The 21,262-nt window shown below is 61.4% G+C and carries 20 protein-coding genes; 9 read left to right on the top strand and 11 right to left on the bottom strand.

From position 1 onward, the window contains the following. Window positions 1-24 precede the first annotated feature (24 nt). Together CKW30_RS01530 and CKW30_RS01525 are read right to left on the bottom strand one after the other, a co-directional pair. The gene (locus CKW30_RS01530) at window positions 25-5,487 is read right to left on the bottom strand and encodes an ATP-binding sensor histidine kinase (protein ID WP_056784805.1); all 5,463 of its coding nucleotides are present in this window, start codon (window positions 5,485-5,487) and stop codon (window positions 25-27) included. A gap of 56 nt (window positions 5,488-5,543) precedes the next feature. Then, the gene (locus CKW30_RS01525) at window positions 5,544-6,215 is read right to left on the bottom strand and encodes a response regulator transcription factor (protein ID WP_056784803.1); all 672 of its coding nucleotides are present in this window, start codon (window positions 6,213-6,215) and stop codon (window positions 5,544-5,546) included. 199 nt (window positions 6,216-6,414) lie between these two features. On the opposite strand from CKW30_RS01525, the gene CKW30_RS01520 reads away from it, so the two are divergent. The 6 genes from CKW30_RS01520 (at window position 6,415) to CKW30_RS01495 (ending at window position 10,990) form a co-directional block, all read left to right on the top strand. Next, window positions 6,415-7,419, top strand: a complete 1,005-nt coding sequence (locus tag CKW30_RS01520) for a GlxA family transcriptional regulator (protein ID WP_056784802.1) — start codon at window positions 6,415-6,417, stop codon at window positions 7,417-7,419. 96 nt (window positions 7,420-7,515) lie between these two features. Further along, window positions 7,516-7,872, top strand: a complete 357-nt coding sequence (locus CKW30_RS01515; protein WP_056784799.1) for a response regulator transcription factor — start codon at window positions 7,516-7,518, stop codon at window positions 7,870-7,872. 224 nt (window positions 7,873-8,096) lie between these two features. Beyond that, window positions 8,097-9,299 carry an NAD(P)/FAD-dependent oxidoreductase gene (locus CKW30_RS01510; RefSeq protein WP_095179611.1) on the top strand — a complete coding sequence of 401 codons (1,203 nt, stop codon included), beginning with the start codon at window positions 8,097-8,099 and terminating at the stop codon, window positions 9,297-9,299. A gap of 40 nt (window positions 9,300-9,339) precedes the next feature. Further along, window positions 9,340-10,272 carry an MBL fold metallo-hydrolase gene (locus tag CKW30_RS01505; RefSeq protein WP_095179610.1) on the top strand — a complete coding sequence of 311 codons (933 nt, stop codon included), beginning with the start codon at window positions 9,340-9,342 and terminating at the stop codon, window positions 10,270-10,272. A 178-nt stretch (window positions 10,273-10,450) separates the two neighbouring features. Continuing rightward, window positions 10,451-10,657, top strand: coding sequence for a hypothetical protein (locus tag CKW30_RS01500; RefSeq protein WP_370593551.1), 207 nt, complete (start codon window positions 10,451-10,453; stop codon window positions 10,655-10,657). 84 nt (window positions 10,658-10,741) lie between these two features. Further along, the gene (locus CKW30_RS01495; protein ID WP_041480580.1) at window positions 10,742-10,990 is read left to right on the top strand and encodes a DUF6555 family protein; all 249 of its coding nucleotides are present in this window, start codon (window positions 10,742-10,744) and stop codon (window positions 10,988-10,990) included. A gap of 169 nt (window positions 10,991-11,159) precedes the next feature. On the opposite strand, the gene CKW30_RS01490 is transcribed toward CKW30_RS01495, so the two are convergent. Next, a complete protein-coding gene (locus tag CKW30_RS01490; RefSeq protein ID WP_095179608.1) occupies window positions 11,160-11,669 on the bottom strand; it encodes a nucleoside deaminase in 510 nt (169 codons plus the stop codon). A 33-nt stretch (window positions 11,670-11,702) separates the two neighbouring features. Continuing rightward, window positions 11,703-13,043 carry a nucleobase:cation symporter-2 family protein gene (locus CKW30_RS01485; protein ID WP_095179607.1) on the bottom strand — a complete coding sequence of 447 codons (1,341 nt, stop codon included), beginning with the start codon at window positions 13,041-13,043 and terminating at the stop codon, window positions 11,703-11,705. 202 nt (window positions 13,044-13,245) lie between these two features. On the opposite strand from CKW30_RS01485, the gene CKW30_RS01480 reads away from it, so the two are divergent. Beyond that, complete coding sequence (locus CKW30_RS01480) at window positions 13,246-14,160, top strand: LysR family transcriptional regulator (RefSeq protein WP_095179606.1); 915 nt, start codon at window positions 13,246-13,248, stop codon at window positions 14,158-14,160. On the opposite strand, the gene CKW30_RS01475 is transcribed toward CKW30_RS01480, so the two are convergent. Both CKW30_RS01475 and CKW30_RS01470 read right to left on the bottom strand, forming a co-directional pair. Continuing rightward, complete coding sequence (locus CKW30_RS01475; RefSeq protein ID WP_095179605.1) at window positions 14,161-14,586, bottom strand: VOC family protein; 426 nt, start codon at window positions 14,584-14,586, stop codon at window positions 14,161-14,163. It abuts the gene before it with no gap. Window positions 14,587-14,754: 168 nt separating this feature from the next. Beyond that, a complete protein-coding gene (locus tag CKW30_RS01470; RefSeq protein ID WP_056784779.1) occupies window positions 14,755-15,207 on the bottom strand; it encodes a helix-turn-helix domain-containing protein in 453 nt (150 codons plus the stop codon). Between the two features lie 107 nt (window positions 15,208-15,314). Here CKW30_RS01470 and CKW30_RS01465 point away from each other — a divergent pair, with 107 nt between their 5' ends. Beyond that, window positions 15,315-16,541, top strand: a complete 1,227-nt coding sequence (locus CKW30_RS01465) for an MFS transporter (RefSeq protein WP_095179604.1) — start codon at window positions 15,315-15,317, stop codon at window positions 16,539-16,541. Between the two features lie 112 nt (window positions 16,542-16,653). On the opposite strand, the gene CKW30_RS27245 is transcribed toward CKW30_RS01465, so the two are convergent. From CKW30_RS27245 to CKW30_RS01445, 5 genes are all read right to left on the bottom strand, one after another. Then, the gene (locus tag CKW30_RS27245; protein ID WP_177434183.1) at window positions 16,654-16,800 is read right to left on the bottom strand and encodes a hypothetical protein; all 147 of its coding nucleotides are present in this window, start codon (window positions 16,798-16,800) and stop codon (window positions 16,654-16,656) included. Between the two features lie 108 nt (window positions 16,801-16,908). Continuing rightward, window positions 16,909-17,136, bottom strand: coding sequence for a PLD nuclease N-terminal domain-containing protein (locus tag CKW30_RS01460; RefSeq protein WP_056784773.1), 228 nt, complete (start codon window positions 17,134-17,136; stop codon window positions 16,909-16,911). An 86-nt stretch (window positions 17,137-17,222) separates the two neighbouring features. Continuing rightward, the gene (locus tag CKW30_RS01455) at window positions 17,223-17,678 is read right to left on the bottom strand and encodes a DUF421 domain-containing protein (RefSeq protein WP_016774256.1); all 456 of its coding nucleotides are present in this window, start codon (window positions 17,676-17,678) and stop codon (window positions 17,223-17,225) included. Between the two features lie 7 nt (window positions 17,679-17,685). Next, window positions 17,686-18,204, bottom strand: a complete 519-nt coding sequence (locus CKW30_RS01450) for a hypothetical protein (protein ID WP_095179603.1) — start codon at window positions 18,202-18,204, stop codon at window positions 17,686-17,688. Beyond that, window positions 18,201-18,710 carry a CinA family protein gene (locus CKW30_RS01445; RefSeq protein WP_056784769.1) on the bottom strand — a complete coding sequence of 170 codons (510 nt, stop codon included), beginning with the start codon at window positions 18,708-18,710 and terminating at the stop codon, window positions 18,201-18,203. Before CKW30_RS01445 ends, CKW30_RS01450 begins: the two co-directional genes overlap by 4 nt. 165 nt (window positions 18,711-18,875) lie before the next feature. Between CKW30_RS01445 and CKW30_RS01440 the strand changes: the two genes are divergently transcribed. Further along, the gene (locus CKW30_RS01440; protein WP_095179602.1) at window positions 18,876-21,257 is read left to right on the top strand and encodes a DUF3772 domain-containing protein; all 2,382 of its coding nucleotides are present in this window, start codon (window positions 18,876-18,878) and stop codon (window positions 21,255-21,257) included. The last annotated feature ends 5 nt before the right edge of the window (window positions 21,258-21,262 follow it).

Below are 21,262 nucleotides of genomic sequence, written 5' to 3'. Positions count from 1 at the left end.
GGGTAGCCTGGCTGTTGATCATGTTCATTCACAACGCGGCAAGCCAAACACCACCCGCGCCCCCCTCGGCTCATTGCGCTCGGCCCACAATTTGCCGCCATGTCCTTCAATGATCGTGCGGCAAATCGACAGGCCCATGCCCAGCCCGGTGGATTTGGTTGTGAAGAACGCCGTGAACACTTGCTCCGCCCGCTCGCAGGCAAAGCCCGGCCCCGAATCGCTGACGCTGATGTGCACGTTATCGCCCAGCGCCTCACTGCGAATCAGCAGACGTCGCTGCCCCTCTGCCATGATCGTCATGGCTTCGAGGCTGTTGATGATCAGGTTGAGCAACACCTGTTGCAGTTCGACCCGGTCCGCCACTACGAAAGGCAAATCTGCCGCCAGCTCAACGCTGACTTCGGCGCCGTGCTTGAGCGCTTCGCCCCGGCTGAAACCGACCATTTCTTCAATCAGCAGATTGAGGCTGACAGGCTGACGCTGCGGTGGCGTTTTGTGAATCAGCGCGCGGATGCGCCCGAGTACGTCGGCGGCGCGGTTGCCGTCGAGAATGATATGCCGCAGGCCCTGCTCGACCTCGTTGATATTTGGTGGCTTTGCACCGAGCCAGCGCAACGCGGCATTAGCATGGGTCACCGTGGCGGCGATCGGCTGATTGACTTCGTGGGCAATCGATGCGGCCAACTGACCCATGGTTGCCACACGATTGGCGTGGGCCAGTTCCGTTTGCACCTGACGATAACGACGCTCGCCTTCGCGCACTTGCTCTTCAGCCAGCTTGCGTTCGCTGATATCCAGCACAAAGGCCAGGCCCTGTTGCTGACTCGCTTCGAAGGCAGCCAGACCGACAATCACCGGCAGCCGACTGCCGTCCTTGCGGATGTACTCCTTTTCGAATGGCTGGGCCCGGCCAGTGTGGATCGCCGTTGCCAGTGCAATATCGCTGTTAGCGCGCATCGCCGGCGGGGTCATGTCACGCCAATGGACACTGCCCGAAAGCAACTCATCACGGGTGTAACCGACCATGCGCAGGAACGCGTCATTGGCCTCGATGATTTCCCCTTCCACGCCCCAGACGATGATGCCGATGATGTTGGCGTCGACCAGCCGACGGATCTTCGCTTCTCGCTCGGCGAGGTCGCGGTACAGGCGCGCGTTGTCCAGCGAGATCGCTGCCTGCGACGCCACCAGGCGCAACACGGCGAGACGCGTCGGGCTGAACACCCCGGCGGACAGGTTGTTTTCCAGATACAGCGCCCCGGCGACCCGCGCCTGATTCATCAATGCCAGGCACAGGATCGAGCGCGCGCCTCGTTGCTGAACGTATGGATCAGCGGCGAACAGCGGATCGGCAACCGCGTCGTCCAGGCACAGGTTTTCGCCGGTGCGCAGCGTCTGGTAGAGCACTGACTCTGCCAGCGCCACCGTGTGCAGCGGCGCGTTGCACAGCTGCGTGGCACCGTCGCCGATACGGGTTCGCGCAGCGACATAGGGAATGTCGGCGTTCAACAAAATGAGCAGGCCATGCTCGGCCCCGGCCTGTTCGATCGCGGTGCGCATCACCGTTTCGATCAAACGGTCCAGGACGATCTCGCCGGAGACTGCTTGAGAGACCTTGAGCACCGTTGCCAGGTCGAGATGTTCAACTGGCGTAATGAGCGTGGTGACCGGATTCGGTTGCGCCTCTTCGGCACGCAGAAAACGATGACGTCGCTCCAGCTCCCGCACCTTGCCAGCAGCCCCCCAACGCAGATAGGCGTAGCGTGCGTCGCGCAGGTAAACCCGGGATATCCTGACCAGCCCGCGAGCGCCGTAGAACCGTGCGGCCAGTTCGTTGGCCAGCGCTTCGATATGGAGCAAACCATTGTCCTGAGCCAATTGAATGGCTTGCTCGTACTGCAATTCGGCTTCGAGCAACTGTCCGGTGACGCGCGCCATTTCCGCGCCGACCAGCGCCACCTGACTGGCGAAGGTCTCTGCACACAAGCGCGCCCACGTCTGCAACTGTTCATGATGTTGACCCAGACGCTGCAAAGCACCGGCGTCAGTTTCGCCGTGGGCCGCCAAGGTCAACGCCGCGTAGAAATGGTATTCGGCCTCCTCGAAAAACGCCGAAACCACCCACAAAAGTCCCTGCGCCTGGGCCGCGCACTCAGCGGCCGCCGCGTAATCCCCGGCCAGATAGCGCGCCTGCAACTTGCGTACCCAGTACTTGCCGCGCGCCAGCGCCAGATCCGCCGAACCGGCCAGATGCGCCTCGACAGCTGTTTCATCGAACCCGTCATCGTCGAAACAGCCGAACGTCGGCGTCTGCCCGCGCAGCATGCGGATCAGCGTCAACTGGCAGCGCATGAAATCCGCCACCAGACCGAAACCGACCTTTTGTGCATAGACCAGCCCTGATTCCGCTTGCGCCTGCACCTCGGCCAGCGGCTCGCCGATAAACAACAGATCGGAAATCAGGCTGTTTCCGGCGAACGCGGCATACGGCAGATCGCCGCTGCGATGGGCCGCGTTGAGCGCACGGCGCAACAGTTCGCGGCACTCGCGCACTGGCCGCATCCAGCGCACCACGAAGATCGAGAAGCACAACCAGGTGCTCGCCTCATAACGCGTGAGCCCGCGCCGATCAACCAGATCGCAGCCCAGACGGCCAAATCGATAACCAGCGGCATAGTCGCCAAAACGCGGCCCCGACACGCGCCCGAAGTTGGCATAGAGCAGGCAGGAGGCGTCGCAGTTGCCATATTGCAGGCTCAGGCTGATCGCTTTGCAAATGGTCAGGCTGGCGAGGTTCAGATCCGACTGCACCGCCGGCGCGAAGAGTTTGCCCAGCGCATCGAGGGTGGCCCGCGCGGCAGGATCCTCCATCAGCGGCAAGTCGATCATCTGCTCGATACTGCGCCCGCGCAGGCTGGTCCAGACCTGCTGATATTCGTCGCGCACCTGAATATCGTCCGGACGCGCTGGCCAATCGATGCCGACCTGACGCAGAAAGGCCAGACACACCGTCACCGCCCGGTCACTGCGATCAAGCAGCAAGTAGACATCCATCTGCAGGCACGCCACCGCCGCGCGCTCGACGGTGGTCACGGCGCGCTCGGCCAATGTCGCCAGGCGCGAGTCGGCAAGCTGCAGTTGGCCGGTGAGAAATTCGCACTCGGCACGGTTCAGCTCCAGAGCGAAACCCAGTTCATGCCGACTGTCATAACCCTGCTCGCCCAACAGTTCTGCGCCGGCGCCCAGATAGGTCAGTGCTGAGGTATAAGCGGTCGAGGCCTTCGCTCGCTGGCCGGCGAGCAGGTTGAACTCGGCCAGTTGCTCGCGCTCGGCACGCAGGCTGATCAGATGCGCACCGCGATTGAGCTGGCCGACAATCTCGAAGATCGCCTCCTCGCGCCGCTCACCCTGGGTTTGCAGTGCCAGCAGCCGGCCGATGCGCAAGTGCATTTGCGCCCGTTCGGTTTCAGCGATCAGCGAATACGCCGCCTCATGGATGCGATCATGCACAAACCTGTAGGCACCGTCCTGACGCTCGACCAACTCAAGCCGCACCGCCGGCCACAATGCGGAGTGAACGTGAGGCACCGGCACATCAAGGACTGTGGCCAGCGTGTCGAGACGCGCGACGTTGCCCAGGCAGGCCAGTTGTTGCAGCGCCTGGCGGGTTTCCTGGGGCAGCCGCGCCAGTTTGCCGACCATCAAATCGACGACATTGTCGGTGTAGCCCTTGCCGTTGATCAGGTGCACATCCCACCGCCAGCGCTGGCACGCAGGCTCGTATGTCAGCAGCTTCTCCTCGGCCAGGGCGTGCAGAAACTGGATGACGAAGAACGGATTGCCAGCGGTCTTGTCCAGCACCAGCCGCGCCAGCGCGACAATGCTCGCCGGCGGGCAGCGCAGTGACTCGCTGATCAGTTGTTCGATGTGCGCGCCAGCCAGTGGCGCCAGACGAATTTCGTCAATGTGTACGCCGGCGTGATGCAGGGTCTTGAGTGTGCGGCTGAGTGGGTGATCGCCATCTACCTCGTTGTCGCGATAAGCACCGACCAGCAGCAGATGAGGGGTCTCTGCGCGACTGAGCAAATCTTCGAGCAGATCAAGGGTGGCCGCGTCGAGCCATTGCAGGTCGTCAAGGAACAGCGCCAACGGATGCTCGGACTGAGCGAACACGCCAATAAAACGCTGCAAGACCTGAAGGAACCGCTGCTGCGCCTGTTGCGGCTCCAACTCAGGCACGGGCGGCGGCTCGCCGATGATCAGCTTGAGTTCGGGGATCAGATCGGTGATCAACCGCGCATTCGCTTCCAGTGCCCGCAACAGTGCTTCGCGCCAGCCCGCCAGTACGTCGGTGCGCTTGCCCAACAGCGTCCGCACCAGCCCCTGAAAGGCCTGAACCAGAGTCGAATAAGGCACGTCGCGCTGGTACTGGTCGAACTTGCCGGCGGCGAACAAGCCACGCGACGGCACCAGCACCTTGTGCAGTTCACTGACCACCGACGATTTGCCGATGCCGGAATAGCCGGATACCAGCACCAGTGTCGGCGCGCCTGTCTGCACCACATTGGCGAAGGCATCGATCAACGTTTGCACTTCGTGTTCGCGGCCGTAGAGTTTTTCCGGAATCAGCAAGCGCTCGCAGGCGCCCTGCTCGTCCAACGTGAACGTCTCGATCTGCCGCATACGGCGCCAGTCATCGAGGCAACGGCGCAAGTCATGCTCGACACCGACTGCGCTCTGATAGCGCTCCTCGGCAGTTTTCGCCAGCAGTTTCATGACCACTCGCGAGAACATCGGCGGCACCGTCGCCACCCGTTCACACACGGGCATTGGCAGCCGCGCGATATGGCAATGCACCCACTCCATCGGTTCACTGGCACTGAACGGCAGCGAGCCGGTGAGCATCTGGTACAGCGTCACGCCAAAGGCATACAGATCACTACGCGAATCGATCGAACGATTCATCCGCCCGGTTTGCTCCGGCGCCATGTAAGCCAGCGTGCCGGCGATAGATTCCGGTGGCGTGGGCGCTTGCCGTTCCCGTGGCAAGCGCGTGGCCAGGCCGAAGCCGGTCAGCCGCGCCTGCCCGTCATGGCAATGGACAAAGACATGCTGCGGTTTCAGGTCTTTGTGCACCAGACCACACTGATGCATATGGCCCAGTGCCTTGGCGATGTTCGTGGCCAATTCCAGACAGGTTTCGATATCCAGCGGAGCGACCAGCAATCGCGACAACGGCTCGCCACCCGGATCGTCGAACAGCAGACGAACTCGGGTGCCCGTACGCTCGAAAGCTGTCGGCTGCAACGCCCAGGCAGGATTGAGGTCGTCCCTGAGGCTGTATTCATGCGCCAGACGCTCCAGGGTGCTCGGCAATGGCTGGCCCATCGCCGGACGCACCGCCAGTAGGCTGCCATCATTCGAACCGCGCTCACGGGACAGCACCCGCTCGCCGTCGTCCCACAAAATCTGTTTTCTGCTGGCCATCTGCGTCAACACTGCTCAGGTTTTTTGCCGCACGGTGAGTTGCACGTCGCCAGCGCTCAGGGGTTGCGCTGGACAGGCTCGATGCCCAGCGCTTCTGCGATACGCACCAGATCGGCCACTGAACGTGCGGCCATTTTGCGCATGACCTGGCCACGGTGGACCTTGACCGTGACCTCGCTGAGGTTGAGCTGTCCGGCAATCTGTTTGTTCATCAGCCCGGCAATGACGAAGCCGAGCACTTCGCGCTCACGTGCGGTCAGGGTTTGGTAAGCCCGACACAAAACGGCGCCGGAGTGTTCGGCTGCTAGCCGCGCACGGTCGCGAGCCAACGCACTGGCCACGGCGTCGAGCATGTCCTGATCACGGAACGGCTTGGCCAGAAAATCCACCGCGCCGGCCTTCATCGCCTTGACGCTCATGGCGATGTCGCCGTGGCCGGTCATGAACACCACAGGGATGCGCAAGCCATTTTTTTCCATCTGTTCCTGAAACGTCAGGCCACTTTCGCCGCGCAGGCGCACGTCGAGCACCAGGCAACCGGGTACCTCACGTTGCGCTTGCGCGAGAAAATCTCCGGCGCTGTCGAAGGTTCGCACCTGCAAGCCGATCGAGCGCAGCAAGCTGTCGAGCGCCTGGCGCATCGAGGCATCGTCATCGACCACGTACACCACTGGTTCGCCGAGCACATCGGGACTTTGCGCAGGGCTGGAATGCGACCACAAGGTCATTGTGTCTCCTCGGCGAGATCGCAGCACGCATTGGGCTGGTCAATAAATCTAGTTCAGGATGGCCACCGCAGCCAGACACCGGCCGGACGGTCAGCAATCAGGCTAACAGTCAGCACCATTGCCGGCCGGCCAGAAACCCCTGAAAATCGGCCAGGCTGAGGCAGTCCCGCCTCTAGCGCTGCAAACAGGCAGGCCCGCGATGTCCACTCATCCCGCTTTTACAACGGCCCCGCGCGACGTGGTGTTTATCGCCTACCCACGGCTGAGCCTGCTCGATCTCAGCGGTGCGCAGACCGTGTTCTGGGCGGCGAGCAAAGCCTTGGTCGAGCGCGGGCAGCCCGGTTATCAACTGCACACCGCCAGCCTCAGCGGCGGCTTGATCCCGACCGTCGAAGGGCTGGCCATCGACACCCAAGCGTTAACCACGCTCGACACCACCGCGCTGGACACGCTGGTCGTGCCCGGCGCCCCTGACATCTGCCAGACCCTTGAGGAGCACCGCGAACTGAGCGACTGGCTGCAGGACCATGCTCACCTCGCCCGCCGCGTGGTCTCGGTGTGCAGTGGTGCGTTTCTGCTGGCTCAGGCCGGATTGCTCGACGCCCGCCGCGCTGCCACTCACTGGGCGATGTGCGACGCTTTGCGCGATCGCTTTCCAGCGGTCGAGGTAGATGCCGACGCGATCTTCATTCAGCAAGGCAAGGTCTGGACCTCGGCCGGAGTCACCGCCGGGATCGATCTGGCGCTGGCGCTGGTAGAGGCCGATTACGGCCGTGAAGTGACGTTGCAAGTCGCGCGGGAATTGGTGGTGTACATCAAACGCCCCGGCGGCCAGGCGCAATACAGCACGCTGCTGCAATCGCAGGCGCAGGACGCTGCGATGTTCGATGATCTGCACCTTTGGCTCATGGAGCGCCTCGGCGACCCGAATCTGACGGTGGAGCGCCTCGCCGAGCAAGCCGCAATGAGCCTGCGCAACTTCACGCGGGTCTATAAAGCGCGCACCGGGCGCACACCGTCGAAAGCGCTCGAGCTGTTCCGGCTCGAAGCGGCCAAACGCCTGCTGGAAAACTCCCCGCACAAAATCGAACGAATCGCCCGCCTCTGCGGCTTCAACGATGAAGAACGCCTGCGCGCCTGCTTCCAGCGCCACCTGTCGATCTCCCCGCGCGACTACCGCAGTCGCTTCAGCCGCGATGGCTGAACCGCTATACCTACGTATAGTTTTGCCCGCTGGCCATCAGCGTATGGTGCAAGAACGACAGGAGTCACCAGCTCGGCCGCCCGGCCCGGGAGCTTTATGTACAAGACGCATGTCATTGCGGTAGTGGACGACGACGAGGCAATGCGCACATCGCTGAGCAGCCTGCTGCGAGCGTCGGGGTATCAGGTGTTCTGCTATGCGGCGCCAGCGGACTACCTTGACTCGGACGGGCCGGCGCAGACTGATTGTTTGATTTCCGATATTCAGATGCCGGGCATGGGTGGTTTGCAGATGCTGGATGCACTGCGGGCGCAAGGCTGGCGGATGCCGGTGATTTTTGTGTCGGCGCATGCGGGCAAAATGCCCAACAGCGTACCCGGGGTCATCGCGTGTCTGGCCAAGCCATTTCAGGCTGAACGTTTGCTCGCCTGCCTGGAAAAAGCGCTGGGTTGATCCTTTTTCCCCATACCTTCGTATACCCCCCTTCCACCCATGCGTACCCCACGCACACCGATGGACAACTGCGCTCGTAGCCTCCCCGCCCTAGCATGGCTCTACACAGCGGGCGATTGAGCGCCAGGCAGTACGGCAAGCCAGTTACGGCGGCCAGTGATCGTCACGCCAGAGTCCGCATCGGACTCGGGTGTCATCCATCCATCAGCGTCAGGGAGCACATTATGAAACAGCAATTATTGGTGATCGGTGCAGGGTTCGGCGGGCTGTGGAGTGCGCTGAGCGCTGCGCGTTTGCTGGATATGCATGCCCGTCAGGATGTCGAGATCACGCTGCTCGCCCCGCAAGCGGAATTGCGTATTCGCCCGCGCTTCTACGAGCCGGACGTGCACAGCATGTACGCGCCGCTCGACGCGCTGTTCGATGCGGTGGGTGTGCGCTTCGTCAAAGGCACCGCTGAAAGCATCGACGCCCGGGCGCGCCGAATCGGTTACCGCGACGAGGCCGGGCGTCCGGGTGAACTGGCCTACGATCGGCTGGTTCTCGCCAGCGGCAGCCAGCTCGCTCGGCCTCCGGTGGTTGGCCTCAAGGAGCATGCGTTCGATGTCGATCAGATCGAATCCTCGGCGCGTCTGGAACGCCATCTCATCGCCCTCGGCAACCAACCGCCCAGCGTTGCGCGCAACACCGTGGTGGTCGCCGGTGGCGGTTTCACCGGGATTGAAACTGCGACGGAAATGCCGGCGCGCCTGCGCGCGATTCTCGGTGAGGATCAAGACCTGCGCGTGATCATTGTCGATCGCAGCAAGGACATCGCTGCGACCATGGGCGATGGCATTCGCCCGTCGATCATCGAGGCGTCCAATGACCTGGGTATCGAATGGATCGTCGATGCCAGCGTTGCCGCTGTGGATGCCAATGGCGTCACCCTCGCCGATGGCCGCCACATCGAAAGCCACACCGTGATCTGGACCGTAGGTTTCCGCGCCAGCCCGCTCACCGAACAACTCGACGCCGAACGCGATGGCCAGGGCCGCTTGCATGTCGATGGCAACCTCAAGGTGCACGGCATCGATCACGTCTTTGCCGCCGGTGATGTCGCTCGCGCCGCCACTGACGACCTCGGCAACTATGCCGCGATGTCTTGCCAGCATGCGATCAGCCTGGGTCGCTACGCCGGCAACAACGCCGCCGCCGATATCCTCGGCGTCGCTCCGACAATGTATCGCCAGCCCAAGTACGTGACTTGCCTGGATCTGGGCGCCTGGGGCGCGGTGTACACCGAAGGCTGGGATCGTCAGCTGAAACTGGTGAAGGCCGAAGCCAAAGAGCTGAAGACGCAGATCAACACGGTGTGGATCTACCCGCCCGCCGCCGAACGTCGCGCCGCCCTCGCGGCCGCCGATCCGCTGATCCCTGTAGCCTGATTTCACCCTCCGCTTTAGCCCTGAGAACAAGGAGAACACCATGACCCTGCATCTGGATTCCTTCACCGCCAACCGCGCGGTGGCCCTGCAAACGCAAAGCGAAGAACTGGTGCCGTCGCGCTACGCCCTGCGCCTGGGCGACATTGACGTGATGGTGATCAGCGACGGCGTGTTGCCGTTGCCGACCCAGACCATGTCAACCAATGCCGACCCCGCCGACCGTGCCGCCTGGTTCAAGGAAATGTATCTGGGCCCTGACGCCTTCGACTGGGCGCTCAACGTGCTGGTGGTGCGTAGCGGCGAACAAGTCATCCTCGTCGACGCCGGCCTCGGTGGCCAATTCCCCGGTTTCCCGCGCGCCGGGCAGTTCCCCAAGCGCCTGGCCGCTGCCGGGGTGGCCCTCGCCGACATCACTGATATCGTCATCACGCACATGCACATGGACCATATCGGCGGCCTACTGGTCGACTCGGTGAAGAGCCGTCTGCGCCACGACGTGCGCATCCACGTCACCGCTGCCGAAGTGAATTTCTGGTCCACGCCAGACTTCACCAGCACCGACATGCCCGCACCAGTACCAGACGTCCTGCGCAGCACCGCCAACGCGTTCATCAACCACTATGAAAGCAAGTTGCACATATTCGAAGACGAATGTCAGGTTGCACCGGGCGTAGTTGCAAAACTCACCGGTGGTCATACGCCAGGGCACTGCGTGGTCTACGTCAACTCCGGTGGCGAGCGCCTGACCTTTGCCGGTGACGCGTTGTTCCCGGTGGCGTTCGATCACCCTGACTGGCACAACGGTTTCGAACACGATCCGACCAAATCGGTGGAAGTGCGCGTGCGCATGCTCAAGGAAGCCGCCGCCAGCGGCGAGCTGTTTGTCGCCACGCATCTGGCCTTCCCTTCGGTGGGTAGGGTCGCGATCAATGGTGCTGCTTTCCGTTGGATACCTGCGATTTGGGATTACTGATTGCGCGCCTGAAATCTTCGCCCGGCTTCTGCCGGGCGAAACCTTTTTCACCGCCATTGCTACGCAGAACCGTGCGGGCGGTGACCATACTTCGGTTGCTGTGTACCCTTTCTGCATCAAGCAAATCTGAGCAGAGGATGGAGTGTTGGCATATCTGGATTGGGTGCAATGGCCGGCGATGCTGGTCACCGTTCTGGCCGCCTGGCTGATCGGTTCGCAACGACCGCAACGGCGCATGAGCGGCTTCGTTTGTTTCAGTCTGAGCAATTTGCTGTGGGTGATCTGGGGCGTCCATGCCGGGGCTTACGCGCTGATCGTTCTGCAGCTTTGCCTGTTCCTGATGAACCTGCGCGGCTTCATGAAGAACCGCGTTTCAGAGCGCTGAGTGACGATGATCATCTGGCCAGAAAATCCTTTGAATTTTTCTTGTCGGACAAAATCATTTACGTATGAGCGTAAGGAGGAACTCATGCGTAGCACCGATATTTTCGTCATCGAATACAAACATCACGACCAGCCAAAATCATTCGTCATCCGCGCCAAGAGTATGCGCAACGCCGACGCTTGGCATTGGGCGAGCTGTGACGCCGGTATTGCGCCGATTCCGAAACCGGGTAAACCACCGTTGAAAGTGGTTTCCAAACCCCAGGCCGAGCGCTATGGGATTACGGAGGTGAAGTGGCGCGAGACGGCAGCGCTGGACTGGACGGAGGCTTAGGCAAATCGGGTCGCCTGGCTGAGCTTGCAAGTCAGCCAGGTGCCCCACAACAGACCAGGGGGGGCATTCCGCTGGGGAATGTGCGGTTATCGTCCCGGTGAAGTGACCAGTACCTGACCGCGCGAAACTGATCGTTCCTCACGCTCCGCGTGGGAACGATCCATATCAACTAAGACCAGAACCCTTTATGCGGCTCAGCCGCCTCTTCCTCCAGCATCGGCCCGAAAACGCTCACCGTGCGCTGCCCTCTGGCAAACACTTCGCGACACGGCAACGAGAACGTCGGGTTCTCGGGATGATCGCCGGTCAGCCCGAGCAAAGCATGTTCCGATAACGCGTACACCACTCGCCCGACACCGGTCCAATACACCGCGCCCGCGCACATGCAGCAAGGTTCGGCGCTGGTGTACAGCGTGCAGGCCTCCAGCTCCGTGGGTGACAAACGCTTCGCCGCCGCAGCCACCGCGACCAGTTCGGCGTGCTGGGTGGGATCACCTTCCGGCGGCATCGAATTGTTGCCCGCTTCGGCAATGACGTTGCCGTCGCGGTCCGCCACCAGCGCCGCAAACGGGTGCCGGCCACGTTGTTTCGACGCCTGCGACAGGGCGATGGTCTGGCGCAGTAATGCCAGGTCCAGATCGCTGACGCCGGCCGGGACAAGCTGAGTGAATTGATTCATGGGTAACTCCTGGGCAGTGAGAAAAGACAAAAGTCAGTCGGCCAGTTCGGCCGTGGAAGCGCCGACGGCGTCGGTCGATGGTTTTTGTTTGTTGAGCAAGAGGTTGAGCAGAATGGCGGTGATCGCACCGAGAAAAATGCCGCTGTCGAGCACCAGTTTCAGCGTCGGGCCGACATGTTCGAACAGGGCCGGAAACGACATCGGCAGGACGCCGACGCTGACCGACACCGCAACAATAATGGCGTTGCGTGTGCCCTCGAACTGCACCCGTGACAGTTCCTGAATGCCCGCCACCGTGGTCATGCCGAACATGACGATCGCGCAGCCGCCCAGCACCGGCGTCGGCACCGCCGCAATCAGCGCGCCGAGCTTTGGAAACAAGCCCATCAACACCATGATCGCGCCAGCGGCCGCAACGACGAAGCGGCTCTTGATGCTGGAAAGCGCAATCAGGCCGGTGTTTTGCGTGAAGGCGTTATAGGGAAAGCTGTTGAACAGACCACCGAGCATGGTCGACAAGCCGTCGGCGCGGAAGGCGTTACCGAGGGTCTGCTGCGTAGTCGGTTTGCCGACCAGTTTGCCGATGGCCAGGCAGTTGCCAGTGGTCTCGGCCATGATCACCAGCATCGCCAGGGTCATGATCAGAATCGGTACCAGAGAAAATTCCGGCGCACCGAACGCCATTGGCGCGCTCAACTCGAACCACGCCGCCTCGCTGACCCGATTGAAGTGCGTCATGCCGCAGGCGGCAGCGATCAGGCTGCCGACAAACAAGCCGATGAGCACACTGAGGTTACCGATGAAGCCGCTGAATTTCGCATAAATCACCAGCGTCACACTGACCGTGGCCAGACCCAGCAGCAGATTGGCCGGGCGACCGAAGTCAGGCGAATCGGGATTGCCGCCACCCAGCCAGATTGCCGCCGCCGGCATCAGTGAAATACCGATGATGGTGATCAGGCTGCCAATCACCACGGGCGGAAAGAATCGCAGCAAGCGGCTGAACACCGACGCCAGTGCGATGGTCAGGAAGCCGGCGGCGATCACCGCCCCAAAGATCTGGCTGAGGCCGAACTCCTTGCCGATCATGATCATCGGCGCCAGCGCAATGAACGAGCAGCCCTGAATCAACGGTAAACGCGCGCCAAACTTCCAGAAGCCGAGGGTCTGAATCAACGTCGCCACACCGGACGTCAGCAGGTTGGCGTTGATCAGTAAAACCACCTGAGCCGACGTCAGCCCCATCGCACTGCCGAGAATCAGCGGCACCGCCACCGCTCCCGCATACATCACCAGAACATGCTGCAGACCGAAGGTGAAAAGCTGCCGCAGGGGCAACACCTCGTCGACCGGGTGAACGCGTTGTGTAGTCATGGCACAAGCTCCTGAAGGGGCAGCGTTGGTTGTAATCGCGGGCGCTCAGGGACAGACGCACAAACAGAATCGGCCCCGGCGTTCGAAGACGCGGGGTCATCCTTGAATGTTTTTAACGATGAAACAAATTGGCAACCATCGCTTTTTTCGATGGCAAAGACGCGGCACAATCGCCGTCTCGCTCAACCTCGGAGTACACCGCATGCGCTTCTCACTCGATCAGTTGCTGATGTTCGTCCAGGTGGTGAAAAGCGGCTCGTTCTCCGCCGCCGGGCGCAAGCTGGGCAAGACGCAATCGACCATCAGCGCAGCGATCGCCAATCTGGAAACCGACCTTGGCGTCGAGCTGTTCGGCCGCAGCAACCGCAGCCCTGCCCTCACCGCCAGCGGGCATAAATTGCTGGTCCAGGCAGAGGCGGTACTGGAGCGCTGCATGACCTTCGAGGCCCACGCCGATTGCCTTTCCGATAGCGTCGAACCGAGCCTGACCCTGGCGATTGAAACGCCGTACGGCCCGATCATGCCGGTGCTGCAAGCGTTCGAGCAGGCCTTCCCGTTTGTCGATCTGATCATTCGTCACCCGGTCTACGGCGATGTCAGCGAACTGGTCAGCAGTGGCGAGGCGGTGCTGGGCGTGGCGTTTTCGCAGCCGGGCTATCCCCGGGAACTGGCGTTCCAGCAACTGGGCAAACTGATCATGCTGCACGTCTGTCATCCCGATCATCCGCTGGCGCAACTGGACAACGTCACGTTCGACGATTTGCACGTGCATCGGCGCCTGGCGTTCAGTGCGCACGCCAGCAAACTGCCGAGCAGTGAATACCTGCGTTCGACGCAGCTGTGGCAAGCGGAAAGCTATCTGGCCCTGCTCGAAATGGTCCGCGCCGGCCTCGGCTGGGCGACCCTGCCGCGCCAGCTGATCCAGCGTGAACTGGGCAATGGCGAACTGGTCGAGTTGCAGCTGTCGGCGTACCCGCATACCGACTGGCAAATCGGCGTCGACCTGTTATGGGCACGCCAACGGCCACTAGGGACGGCCGAGCGCTGGCTTAAGGAGAAGCTGCAGGCCAACAAGGTTTATGAACGCGATCGCAACGGTCAGACCACTACGCTGTGATTACTTGGCGAACACCTGGCCCATGTCCTTGAACGCCTTGAATTCCAGCGCATTGCCGCAGGGGTCGAGCAGAAACATGGTCGCCTGTTCGCCGACCTGGCCCTTGAATCGAATGTAGGGCTCGATCACGAATTGCGTGCCGAATGACTTCAGTCGCTCGGCCAGTGCTTCCCATTGCTGCCACTCTAAAATGATGCCGAAGTGCGGGACCGGTACGTCGTGACCGTCGACCGGGTTGCTGTGAACGCTTTCCTGGGCAGCCGTTTTCGGCTGTTCGTGGATGACCAACTGGTGGCCGTAGAAGTTGAAGTCGACCCATTGCGCGCTGGACCGGCCCTCGTCCAGGCCGAACACTTCACCGTAAAAACGGCGGCAAGCGGCAAGATCGTAGACCGGGATGGCGAGGTGGAAAGGTGAAAGACTCATCAGGCACTCCGGCAATCGCGTTGGTTAAACCAATCTGGCAACGGCGCACCGCTGCTGCTCGAGGTTGGAAACAGCCTAGATCAGAAACTCGCCAGATGCCGACCCGACGTTCCATGCCCTGAGATAGCGCGTCTGTGAATACGCGCCACGACTATCTGCTCGGCTTCTTTACCGGCGCGTCACCACTTTTCGGTGACAGTCTGCCGGGGCCAGCACCGCGCCGGCGCTGGAGCGCACGACGATAGTTTCGACGGGCTCGGCCCGTTCGTTGTCGAGCAGGATCGAGTGCTCCTCCCCCTCGACAAACAGAAAACGCTCGCCCCACTGCCGCAGGCTGACGACGATGGGGAACACCGCCCGGCCCATGTCGGTGAGCACGTATTCCTTGTAGGCGCTGCCATCGGACGCGGGCTGAATCTGCAACACGCCGAGCTCGACGAGCATTTTCAGTTTGACCGTGAGGATGTTCTTGGCCAAGCCCAGACGTTTCTGGAATTCACTGAAACGGCGCACGTCATCGAACGCATCGCGAATGATCATCAAGGCCCAGCGATCGCCAATGGCTTCGAGTGTTCGGGCCACCGGGCATTCGCTCTGCGCCAATGTTTGTTGTCGGGCCATGTGATTCCTGATGGATCGGCTATTGAATGTGGTTGCATTTAACAACCCGAATGAATAAAGATCAACGTATCGGTTTCAATTCAAAACCACACTACGAGGAAGCAAGGATGCCGTGTCAGACGCAAACCCTGATCAATGCGCAAGCCGCAGCTGACAGCGCAACGACCGGGCTGAGTCGTTTGCAGACTTTTCTCTTTGCAATCACCTGCGCGATAGCAGTGGCCAATGTTTATTTCGCACAGCCATTGTTGGAATCGATGGCCGCCAGCCTCGGGGTTTCACCCGGTGCAATCGGCGTTGTGGTCACGGCCACGCAAGCCGGGTATGCGGTCGGGCTGCTGTTCATTGTGCCGCTGGGTGATCTGCTCGATCGAAAGAAACTCATCGTCAGCCAACTGCTTTTGTCTGCAACGGCGCTGTGTGCCGTGGGCCTGTCCGAGAGCTGGGGAGTGTTGCTCGGCGCCATGATGCTGGTGGGATTGCTGGCGGTGGTGGTGCAAGTGGTGGTCGCCTGCACCGCCAGCCTTGCTCGTCCGGAACAGCGCGGCGCCGCCGTAGGCACCGTCACCAGTGGCGTGGTGCTGGGCATTTTGCTGGCGCGTTTCGTTTCCGGCGTAGTGGCTGATCTGGCCGGTTGGCGCGGCGTGTATTTTGTCTCGGCAGTCATGATGATCGGCATGGCTCTGCTGTTATGGCGCACCCTGCCCGCCTCGGCAAAACCGCCCGCACAGGGCAGCTATCGGCAATTGCTGCGCTCGATGTTCCAACTTTTTTTGACTGAGCGGGTATTGCGCATCAGAGGTATCTTCGCCCTGCTGATCTTCGCCGCGTTCAGTGTGTTGTGGACGTCGATGGTGCTGCCGCTCAGCGCCCCGCCCCTGTCGTTGTCCCACACGCAGATCGGCCTGTTCGGACTGGCCGGAGTGGCGGGCGCGCTCGCCGCCGCACGGGCTGGGCGCCTGGCCGATCGCGGCTTGGGCAATCGCACCACCGGCATCACCCTAGCGCTGTTGACGCTGTCCTGGCTACCCATCGCATTTGTCGACAGTTCGCTGCTGGCGATGGCCGTCGGAGTGATCCTCCTCGACTTCGCCGTGCAAGCGGTGCACGTCACCAACCAAAGCCTGATCTTCGCCGCACGGCCCGATGCGCAGAGCCGACTGGTCGGTGCGTATATGTGTTTTTACTCGGTGGGCAGTGGTTTGGGCGCCATCGCGGCGACGTATACCTATGCGCACTCTGGCTGGGTGGCGGTGTGTTTTCTCGGAGGAGGGATCAGTGCTGTGGCGCTGATGTATTGGGTGTGGCTGGAGTACGTTTATTCACACGACTGAACCAATGTGGGAGCGAGCCTGCTCGCGAAGACGGAGCATCAGTCAGCACAGAGTTGTCTGACCTGACGCCTTCGCGAGCAGGCTCGCTCCCACAGGGATTACTCGCCAGCAGCTACTTGCCGTCCTCGGGCTTCTCGGTCTGCATCTGCACCGACGGTTTGCTTTTGTCACCGTCCTTGTTGGGTGCATCGTTGGAATCGAAGCAGCCGCTCAACAGAAACATTGAGCAGAACCCCAGACATACGCAGATTTTCTTCATGACAATCTCCTTTCAGCAGTGGTATTGCTACCCGGTTCAAGCTTGACCTAGCATCGTTTACCTTCTTCCGGAATGTGCGCAAATTCATTGCAGGACTGCATCGGGCTCTCAGCCCTTACTGTGCTCCGGCGACGAAGGCCCTTCCTTGACGCCGCGCGGGCCAGCGATGCCCCACACGATCAGGCCGAGCACCGGGAAGACAATCAAGCCGATCGCCCAGGCGGCTTTGATGCCGACGCTCTTGTTGCTGCGAAACACACTGACAATCGCCCACAGGTCGACCAGCAGAATGATCACCGCCACGGCGATGGAGAAGTAACTCGCTGCCTCGTTCATTTCGCAATCCTCCGATGACTTGTAAGCATTGGGCTGCGGGGCTTTTTCAGCGTTCAAAAAAATTGCGCGTGCGCGGCGCCAAAGGCTCAGCCGCCTTCCGGATCCTGGCGGATCACTGAAATCTTGCCGTTGCGTTCGATGATCGCGAATTTGATCTGGTCGATGGTTTCAATGCCCTGACTGGAGCGCGCCGCCTCCATGACATCCGCCTCGACCAACCGCGCATGGCGCAGACGCCGCTGCAACAGCTTGCCGTTCTCGACAATGATCGTTGGCTCACCATCGATCAGCCGCGAGATCCAGCTGGACCGCTGCTTGAGCAAAGAGAACCCAACGTCGATGGCGATCAGGGTGATGATCACCAGAAACGCATTGGTCAGGGAAAAATCATCACCAAGCAGCGCTTGCTGGGTGGCTTCACCGATGATCATCAGCAAGACGAAATCAAACGTCGTCAGCTCGGCCAACGAACGCCGACCGGCAATTTTGAACAGCACCATCAGTGCCAGATACATCGCGAGTGCACGCAACACCGAGTCCATGGGTCACCTATGGATAAATGAATTGAATGAGCTTCACTTCGCTCGAGCCTGGCGCGCGAATATGGCTGCGAAACAGGCCTAGTCCGTCGCCGCGCAGGGTCAGATAAAGCGTTGCCTGGCCCTGCGTATCCGCCTGCAACCACAAACGCATGCCCTGCGCTGAGCTGCGCATACGCACCAGCGCCGGCTGCATGGTTTCGATGCTGAAGCCATCGAGCATCTCGCCGCCGATGTCCAATTCGACGGTAGCTTCAGGCGTCGCGTGCACGCTGAGTTTCAGCGGGTTGGTCGAGCCGTTGCGGTGGAACATCTCGTACTCGACCTGGACTTTGCCATCGTCGCTGCGGGCGTCCTGCGAACTGAGCACGCCCCGGGAAAACAGCCCCAACAGACCCAGCAGCATGCACAGCACCAGCAGATACCAACCGATGCGCTCGAAGCGCCAGACCTTCAGTTGATAGGCCATGTCCTCCTGCACCGGGAATCGTCGGCTTTGCAGATCGGGATGCTCAGCGTCGGGCTTCATCGGCGCCACCCTCCTTCGCCGCGCAAGGCGCGACGGTGATAGGCCGGCAACTGCTGCAAGGCGAATTCACAGGCCAGGGTCTGCACTTCACTCCGCGATCCGGGAAACCATTGCCGGGTGCTGAACAGAAAATGTCGGTCATCGAACTGAAACGCCCAGGCGAAACACACCGTGCCGGCCTTGATGCCATCCATATCGTCGGGGCCGAGAATGCCGGTGGTGGCGACGGCGACGTTGGCCGTGCTGTCGCGCAACGCACCAATGGCCATTTCACTGGCAACTTCCACGCTGGTCAGATTGAAGGTTTCCATGGTCGCCGGGCTGACGTGGAGCAAGCGCTGCTTGGCCTGCGGCGAATAGACCACGTAGCCGCATTCGATCAGCTCGCCGCTGCCGGGCACTTCCGACAGCAACATGACGATTTCCCCGGCCGTGCAGGATTCGGCGGTGGTGATGATCAGCGAATGTTGGCGCAGGTATTCAATCGTTTCCTTGGCGATGGACATGGCACGCTCTCGAAGCTGTTATTGCCGGTTGACCGCTCGCTGTGCGGATCATTCCGCTGGACTGGATGAGCGTATACCCGCCTCTTCCAGTGAAAGTTTTCCGCCCTGTTCGGCACGATCACCTACCCTCATAGACTGTGTGTTCCACTCGAGCCCGCCGCCCCCATGCGTTGTTCATTCAAGTCGTTGTTTTTGATTCTGTTCCTGCTGCTGATGCCGGGCAGCGCTGCGCCGTGGGCAGCGGAGCCTGCCGCGCCGACAAACCCCGGCGCAGCGCCGCTGCCGGTGATTTCGCAGAGCGATCTGCAAGCCCTGCAACAACGCCTCGACGGGCTCAAGCAGCAGATTTCGGCGGCAAACAATTACAACCAGCTCGAAGGCCCGCAGGATCGGGTGCAGGCGTTCATTCTCGATGTCGATCGGTTGTCGGCAGCGCTGTTGCCGCAACAGGCGCAACTGGCGGTGCAACTGGGCGTGCTCGGCACCGCTCCAGACGCTGAGGTGGCTGCCGAGCAAGCCGATATCGTCGCGCAGCGGGCTGCGCTGGCGGAACAGAAAAGCAAGGTCGACGGCACCCTGAAAAGCCTCGCCGCACTGAAACAGAATGCCGCCGACCTGATCACGCAAATCGCCGGCATCCGCCGCACGCTACTGGAAAGCGAACTGACCCTGAGCACGCGCAGTGTGTTGAGTCCGCAGTTCTGGGCGCCACTGATCAATCCAAGCGAGGACGACCGCCAGCGCCTGCGACTGTTCGTCGAGCAGGTGGCTGACGTATGGGCCACGGTCTGGGCGCCGGGCGAGCGGTTTTACACCTGCGTACTGGTGCTGCTGGCGCTGCTGATCTGGACCTTCGGCCGACGTCTGGCTGAGCGCGGGCTGACCTGGTTCTGCATTCATCGCGTGGCGGAGGGCCGACTGCGCCGCAGTGCCTTGGCCTTCGCCTCAGCCATAGCGACCTTCATCACCACCGCCATCGCCCTGAAGCTGCTGTTCTACGCCTGCACCCGCCACGACGCCCTGCCGCCGGTGCTGGAAACCTTCTCCGAAGAGTTCGAAAAAGTCGTCTATGCCTGCGTGCTGATCACCGGGCTCAGCCGTGCATTGCTGTCCACCGAGCACCCGTCGTGGCGCCTGCCGGCAATTGCTGATCCAGTGGCGCTGGCCCTCAAGCCTTATCCGCGAATCCTCGCCTGCGCGTTGCTGGTGTTGGTGACGCTGGTGCAAGTCGCCAATGCCACAGGCATGAGCAGCCACATCGTGATGGCCGGGCGCGGCGTGATTTCCATGGTGGTGCTGGCGATCATCGGCACGATGCTGGTGCGCGTGGGCAAAGTGCGCAAGGCCTTGGTCGCCGCCAACGACGCTTCGGCGACGAACAGCGTGTTCGCCGGGCTGATCTACAGCGTCGCCAGCGTCTCGATGTTTGTCACGGCCATTGCCCTGCTTGCCGGCTATGTTTCGCTGGCGCGGTTCATCAGTTATGAACTGGTGTGGAGCTACGTCGTGCTGTCGGGTTTCTATTTGCTCATTCAGTTGGTCAAGGACGCCTGTGAACACCTGTTTTCACCGAAACACGCGAGCGGCCAGGCGCTCAAGCAATTGCTCGGGGTCAGCGATCGACGCCTTGAGCAAACGTCGATCCTGTTGTCCGGCGTCAGCCGCGCCGGCCTGATGCTGATGGCGCTGATTTCGTTGTTTGTCGGCGGCATCGGCACCACGCTCGGCCAACTGGTCACCAACATCATGTCGATTCTTGGCGGCGCCGGTTTGCGCAAGCTGAATATCGTCCCCGGGCACCTGCTCAATGCGCTGTTGGCGCTGCTGATCGGCATCTGGCTGATCCGTACATTGAGCCGCTGGCTCGACAACGAATTCCTGCCCAAGACCGACATGGACCCGGGCATGTGCGCGTCGCTGAGCACGCTGTTTTCCAATATCGGCTACGCCTTCGTGATTCTGCTGACGCTGTCGTCGCTGGGCGTGCAGTGGACCAATCTGGCGTGGATCGTCAGTGCGCTGTCAGTGGGTATCGGCTTTGGCTTGCAGGAGATCGTCAAGAACTTCGTCTCCGGCCTGATTCTGCTCACCGAGCGCCCGGTCAAGGTCGGCGACCTGATCAGCATCAGCGGCGTCGAGGGCGACATCCGCCGGATCAACGTGCGCGCCACGGAGATCCAGCTCAGCGACCGCTCGATCGTGATCGTGCCCAACTCGCAACTGATCTCGCAGAACCTGCGCAACGTTACCCTCGGCGGCAGCGCTCAGGGCGTAGCATCGCTGGAGCTGGTGTTTCCACTGGATATCGATCCTGAGGAGGTCAAACAACTGCTGCTGGATGCGTATCACGAGAACGAAACCATCCTCGATAAACCGGCGCCATTCGTGCGTTTCAGCAAGTTGTCCCCGGACGGCATAACCCTCACGGTCACCGGCTATGTGGGCAGCCCGAGGATTGTCGGGCTGACCAAGAGCGATTTGTTGTTTGAAGTGTTGAAGCGGTTGGGCGCAGCGGGGATTGCGCTGGCGAAACCGCCAGCGGCGTGATCAGG

The sequence above is a fragment of the Pseudomonas sp. Irchel 3F6 genome, from assembly GCF_900187595.1.
Lineage (GTDB): Bacteria > Pseudomonadota > Gammaproteobacteria > Pseudomonadales > Pseudomonadaceae > Aquipseudomonas > Aquipseudomonas siliginis.
This window is presented reverse-complemented; position numbering and strand designations above follow the sequence as displayed.

What these genes read in the sequence shown, in the direction of transcription:
- CKW30_RS01455 (WP_016774256.1), bottom strand. Translation starts at nt 17,678, where the DNA reads ATGGACTCGGTGTTGCGTGCACTCGCGATGTATCTGGCACTGATGGTG.
- CKW30_RS01500 (WP_370593551.1), top strand. Translation starts at nt 10,451, where the DNA reads ATGCTGGTCACCGTTCTGGCCGCCTGGCTGATCGGTTCGCAACGACCG.
- CKW30_RS01485 (WP_095179607.1), bottom strand. Translation starts at nt 13,043, where the DNA reads ATGACTACACAACGCGTTCACCCGGTCGACGAGGTGTTGCCCCTGCGG.
- CKW30_RS01475 (WP_095179605.1), bottom strand. Translation starts at nt 14,586, where the DNA reads ATGAGTCTTTCACCTTTCCACCTCGCCATCCCGGTCTACGATCTTGCC.
- CKW30_RS01480 (WP_095179606.1), top strand. Translation starts at nt 13,246, where the DNA reads ATGCGCTTCTCACTCGATCAGTTGCTGATGTTCGTCCAGGTGGTGAAA.
- CKW30_RS01490 (WP_095179608.1), bottom strand. Translation starts at nt 11,669, where the DNA reads ATGAATCAATTCACTCAGCTTGTCCCGGCCGGCGTCAGCGATCTGGAC.
- CKW30_RS01525 (WP_056784803.1), bottom strand. Translation starts at nt 6,215, where the DNA reads ATGACCTTGTGGTCGCATTCCAGCCCTGCGCAAAGTCCCGATGTGCTC.
- CKW30_RS01465 (WP_095179604.1), top strand. Translation starts at nt 15,315, where the DNA reads ATGCCGTGTCAGACGCAAACCCTGATCAATGCGCAAGCCGCAGCTGAC.
- CKW30_RS01460 (WP_056784773.1), bottom strand. Translation starts at nt 17,136, where the DNA reads ATGAACGAGGCAGCGAGTTACTTCTCCATCGCCGTGGCGGTGATCATT.
- CKW30_RS01510 (WP_095179611.1), top strand. Translation starts at nt 8,097, where the DNA reads ATGAAACAGCAATTATTGGTGATCGGTGCAGGGTTCGGCGGGCTGTGG.
- CKW30_RS01530 (WP_056784805.1), bottom strand. Translation starts at nt 5,487, where the DNA reads ATGGCCAGCAGAAAACAGATTTTGTGGGACGACGGCGAGCGGGTGCTG.
- CKW30_RS01495 (WP_041480580.1), top strand. Translation starts at nt 10,742, where the DNA reads ATGCGTAGCACCGATATTTTCGTCATCGAATACAAACATCACGACCAG.
- CKW30_RS01505 (WP_095179610.1), top strand. Translation starts at nt 9,340, where the DNA reads ATGACCCTGCATCTGGATTCCTTCACCGCCAACCGCGCGGTGGCCCTG.
- CKW30_RS27245 (WP_177434183.1), bottom strand. Translation starts at nt 16,800, where the DNA reads ATGAAGAAAATCTGCGTATGTCTGGGGTTCTGCTCAATGTTTCTGTTG.
- CKW30_RS01445 (WP_056784769.1), bottom strand. Translation starts at nt 18,710, where the DNA reads ATGTCCATCGCCAAGGAAACGATTGAATACCTGCGCCAACATTCGCTG.
- CKW30_RS01450 (WP_095179603.1), bottom strand. Translation starts at nt 18,204, where the DNA reads ATGAAGCCCGACGCTGAGCATCCCGATCTGCAAAGCCGACGATTCCCG.
- CKW30_RS01520 (WP_056784802.1), top strand. Translation starts at nt 6,415, where the DNA reads ATGTCCACTCATCCCGCTTTTACAACGGCCCCGCGCGACGTGGTGTTT.
- CKW30_RS01440 (WP_095179602.1), top strand. Translation starts at nt 18,876, where the DNA reads ATGCGTTGTTCATTCAAGTCGTTGTTTTTGATTCTGTTCCTGCTGCTG.
- CKW30_RS01470 (WP_056784779.1), bottom strand. Translation starts at nt 15,207, where the DNA reads ATGGCCCGACAACAAACATTGGCGCAGAGCGAATGCCCGGTGGCCCGA.
- CKW30_RS01515 (WP_056784799.1), top strand. Translation starts at nt 7,516, where the DNA reads ATGTACAAGACGCATGTCATTGCGGTAGTGGACGACGACGAGGCAATG.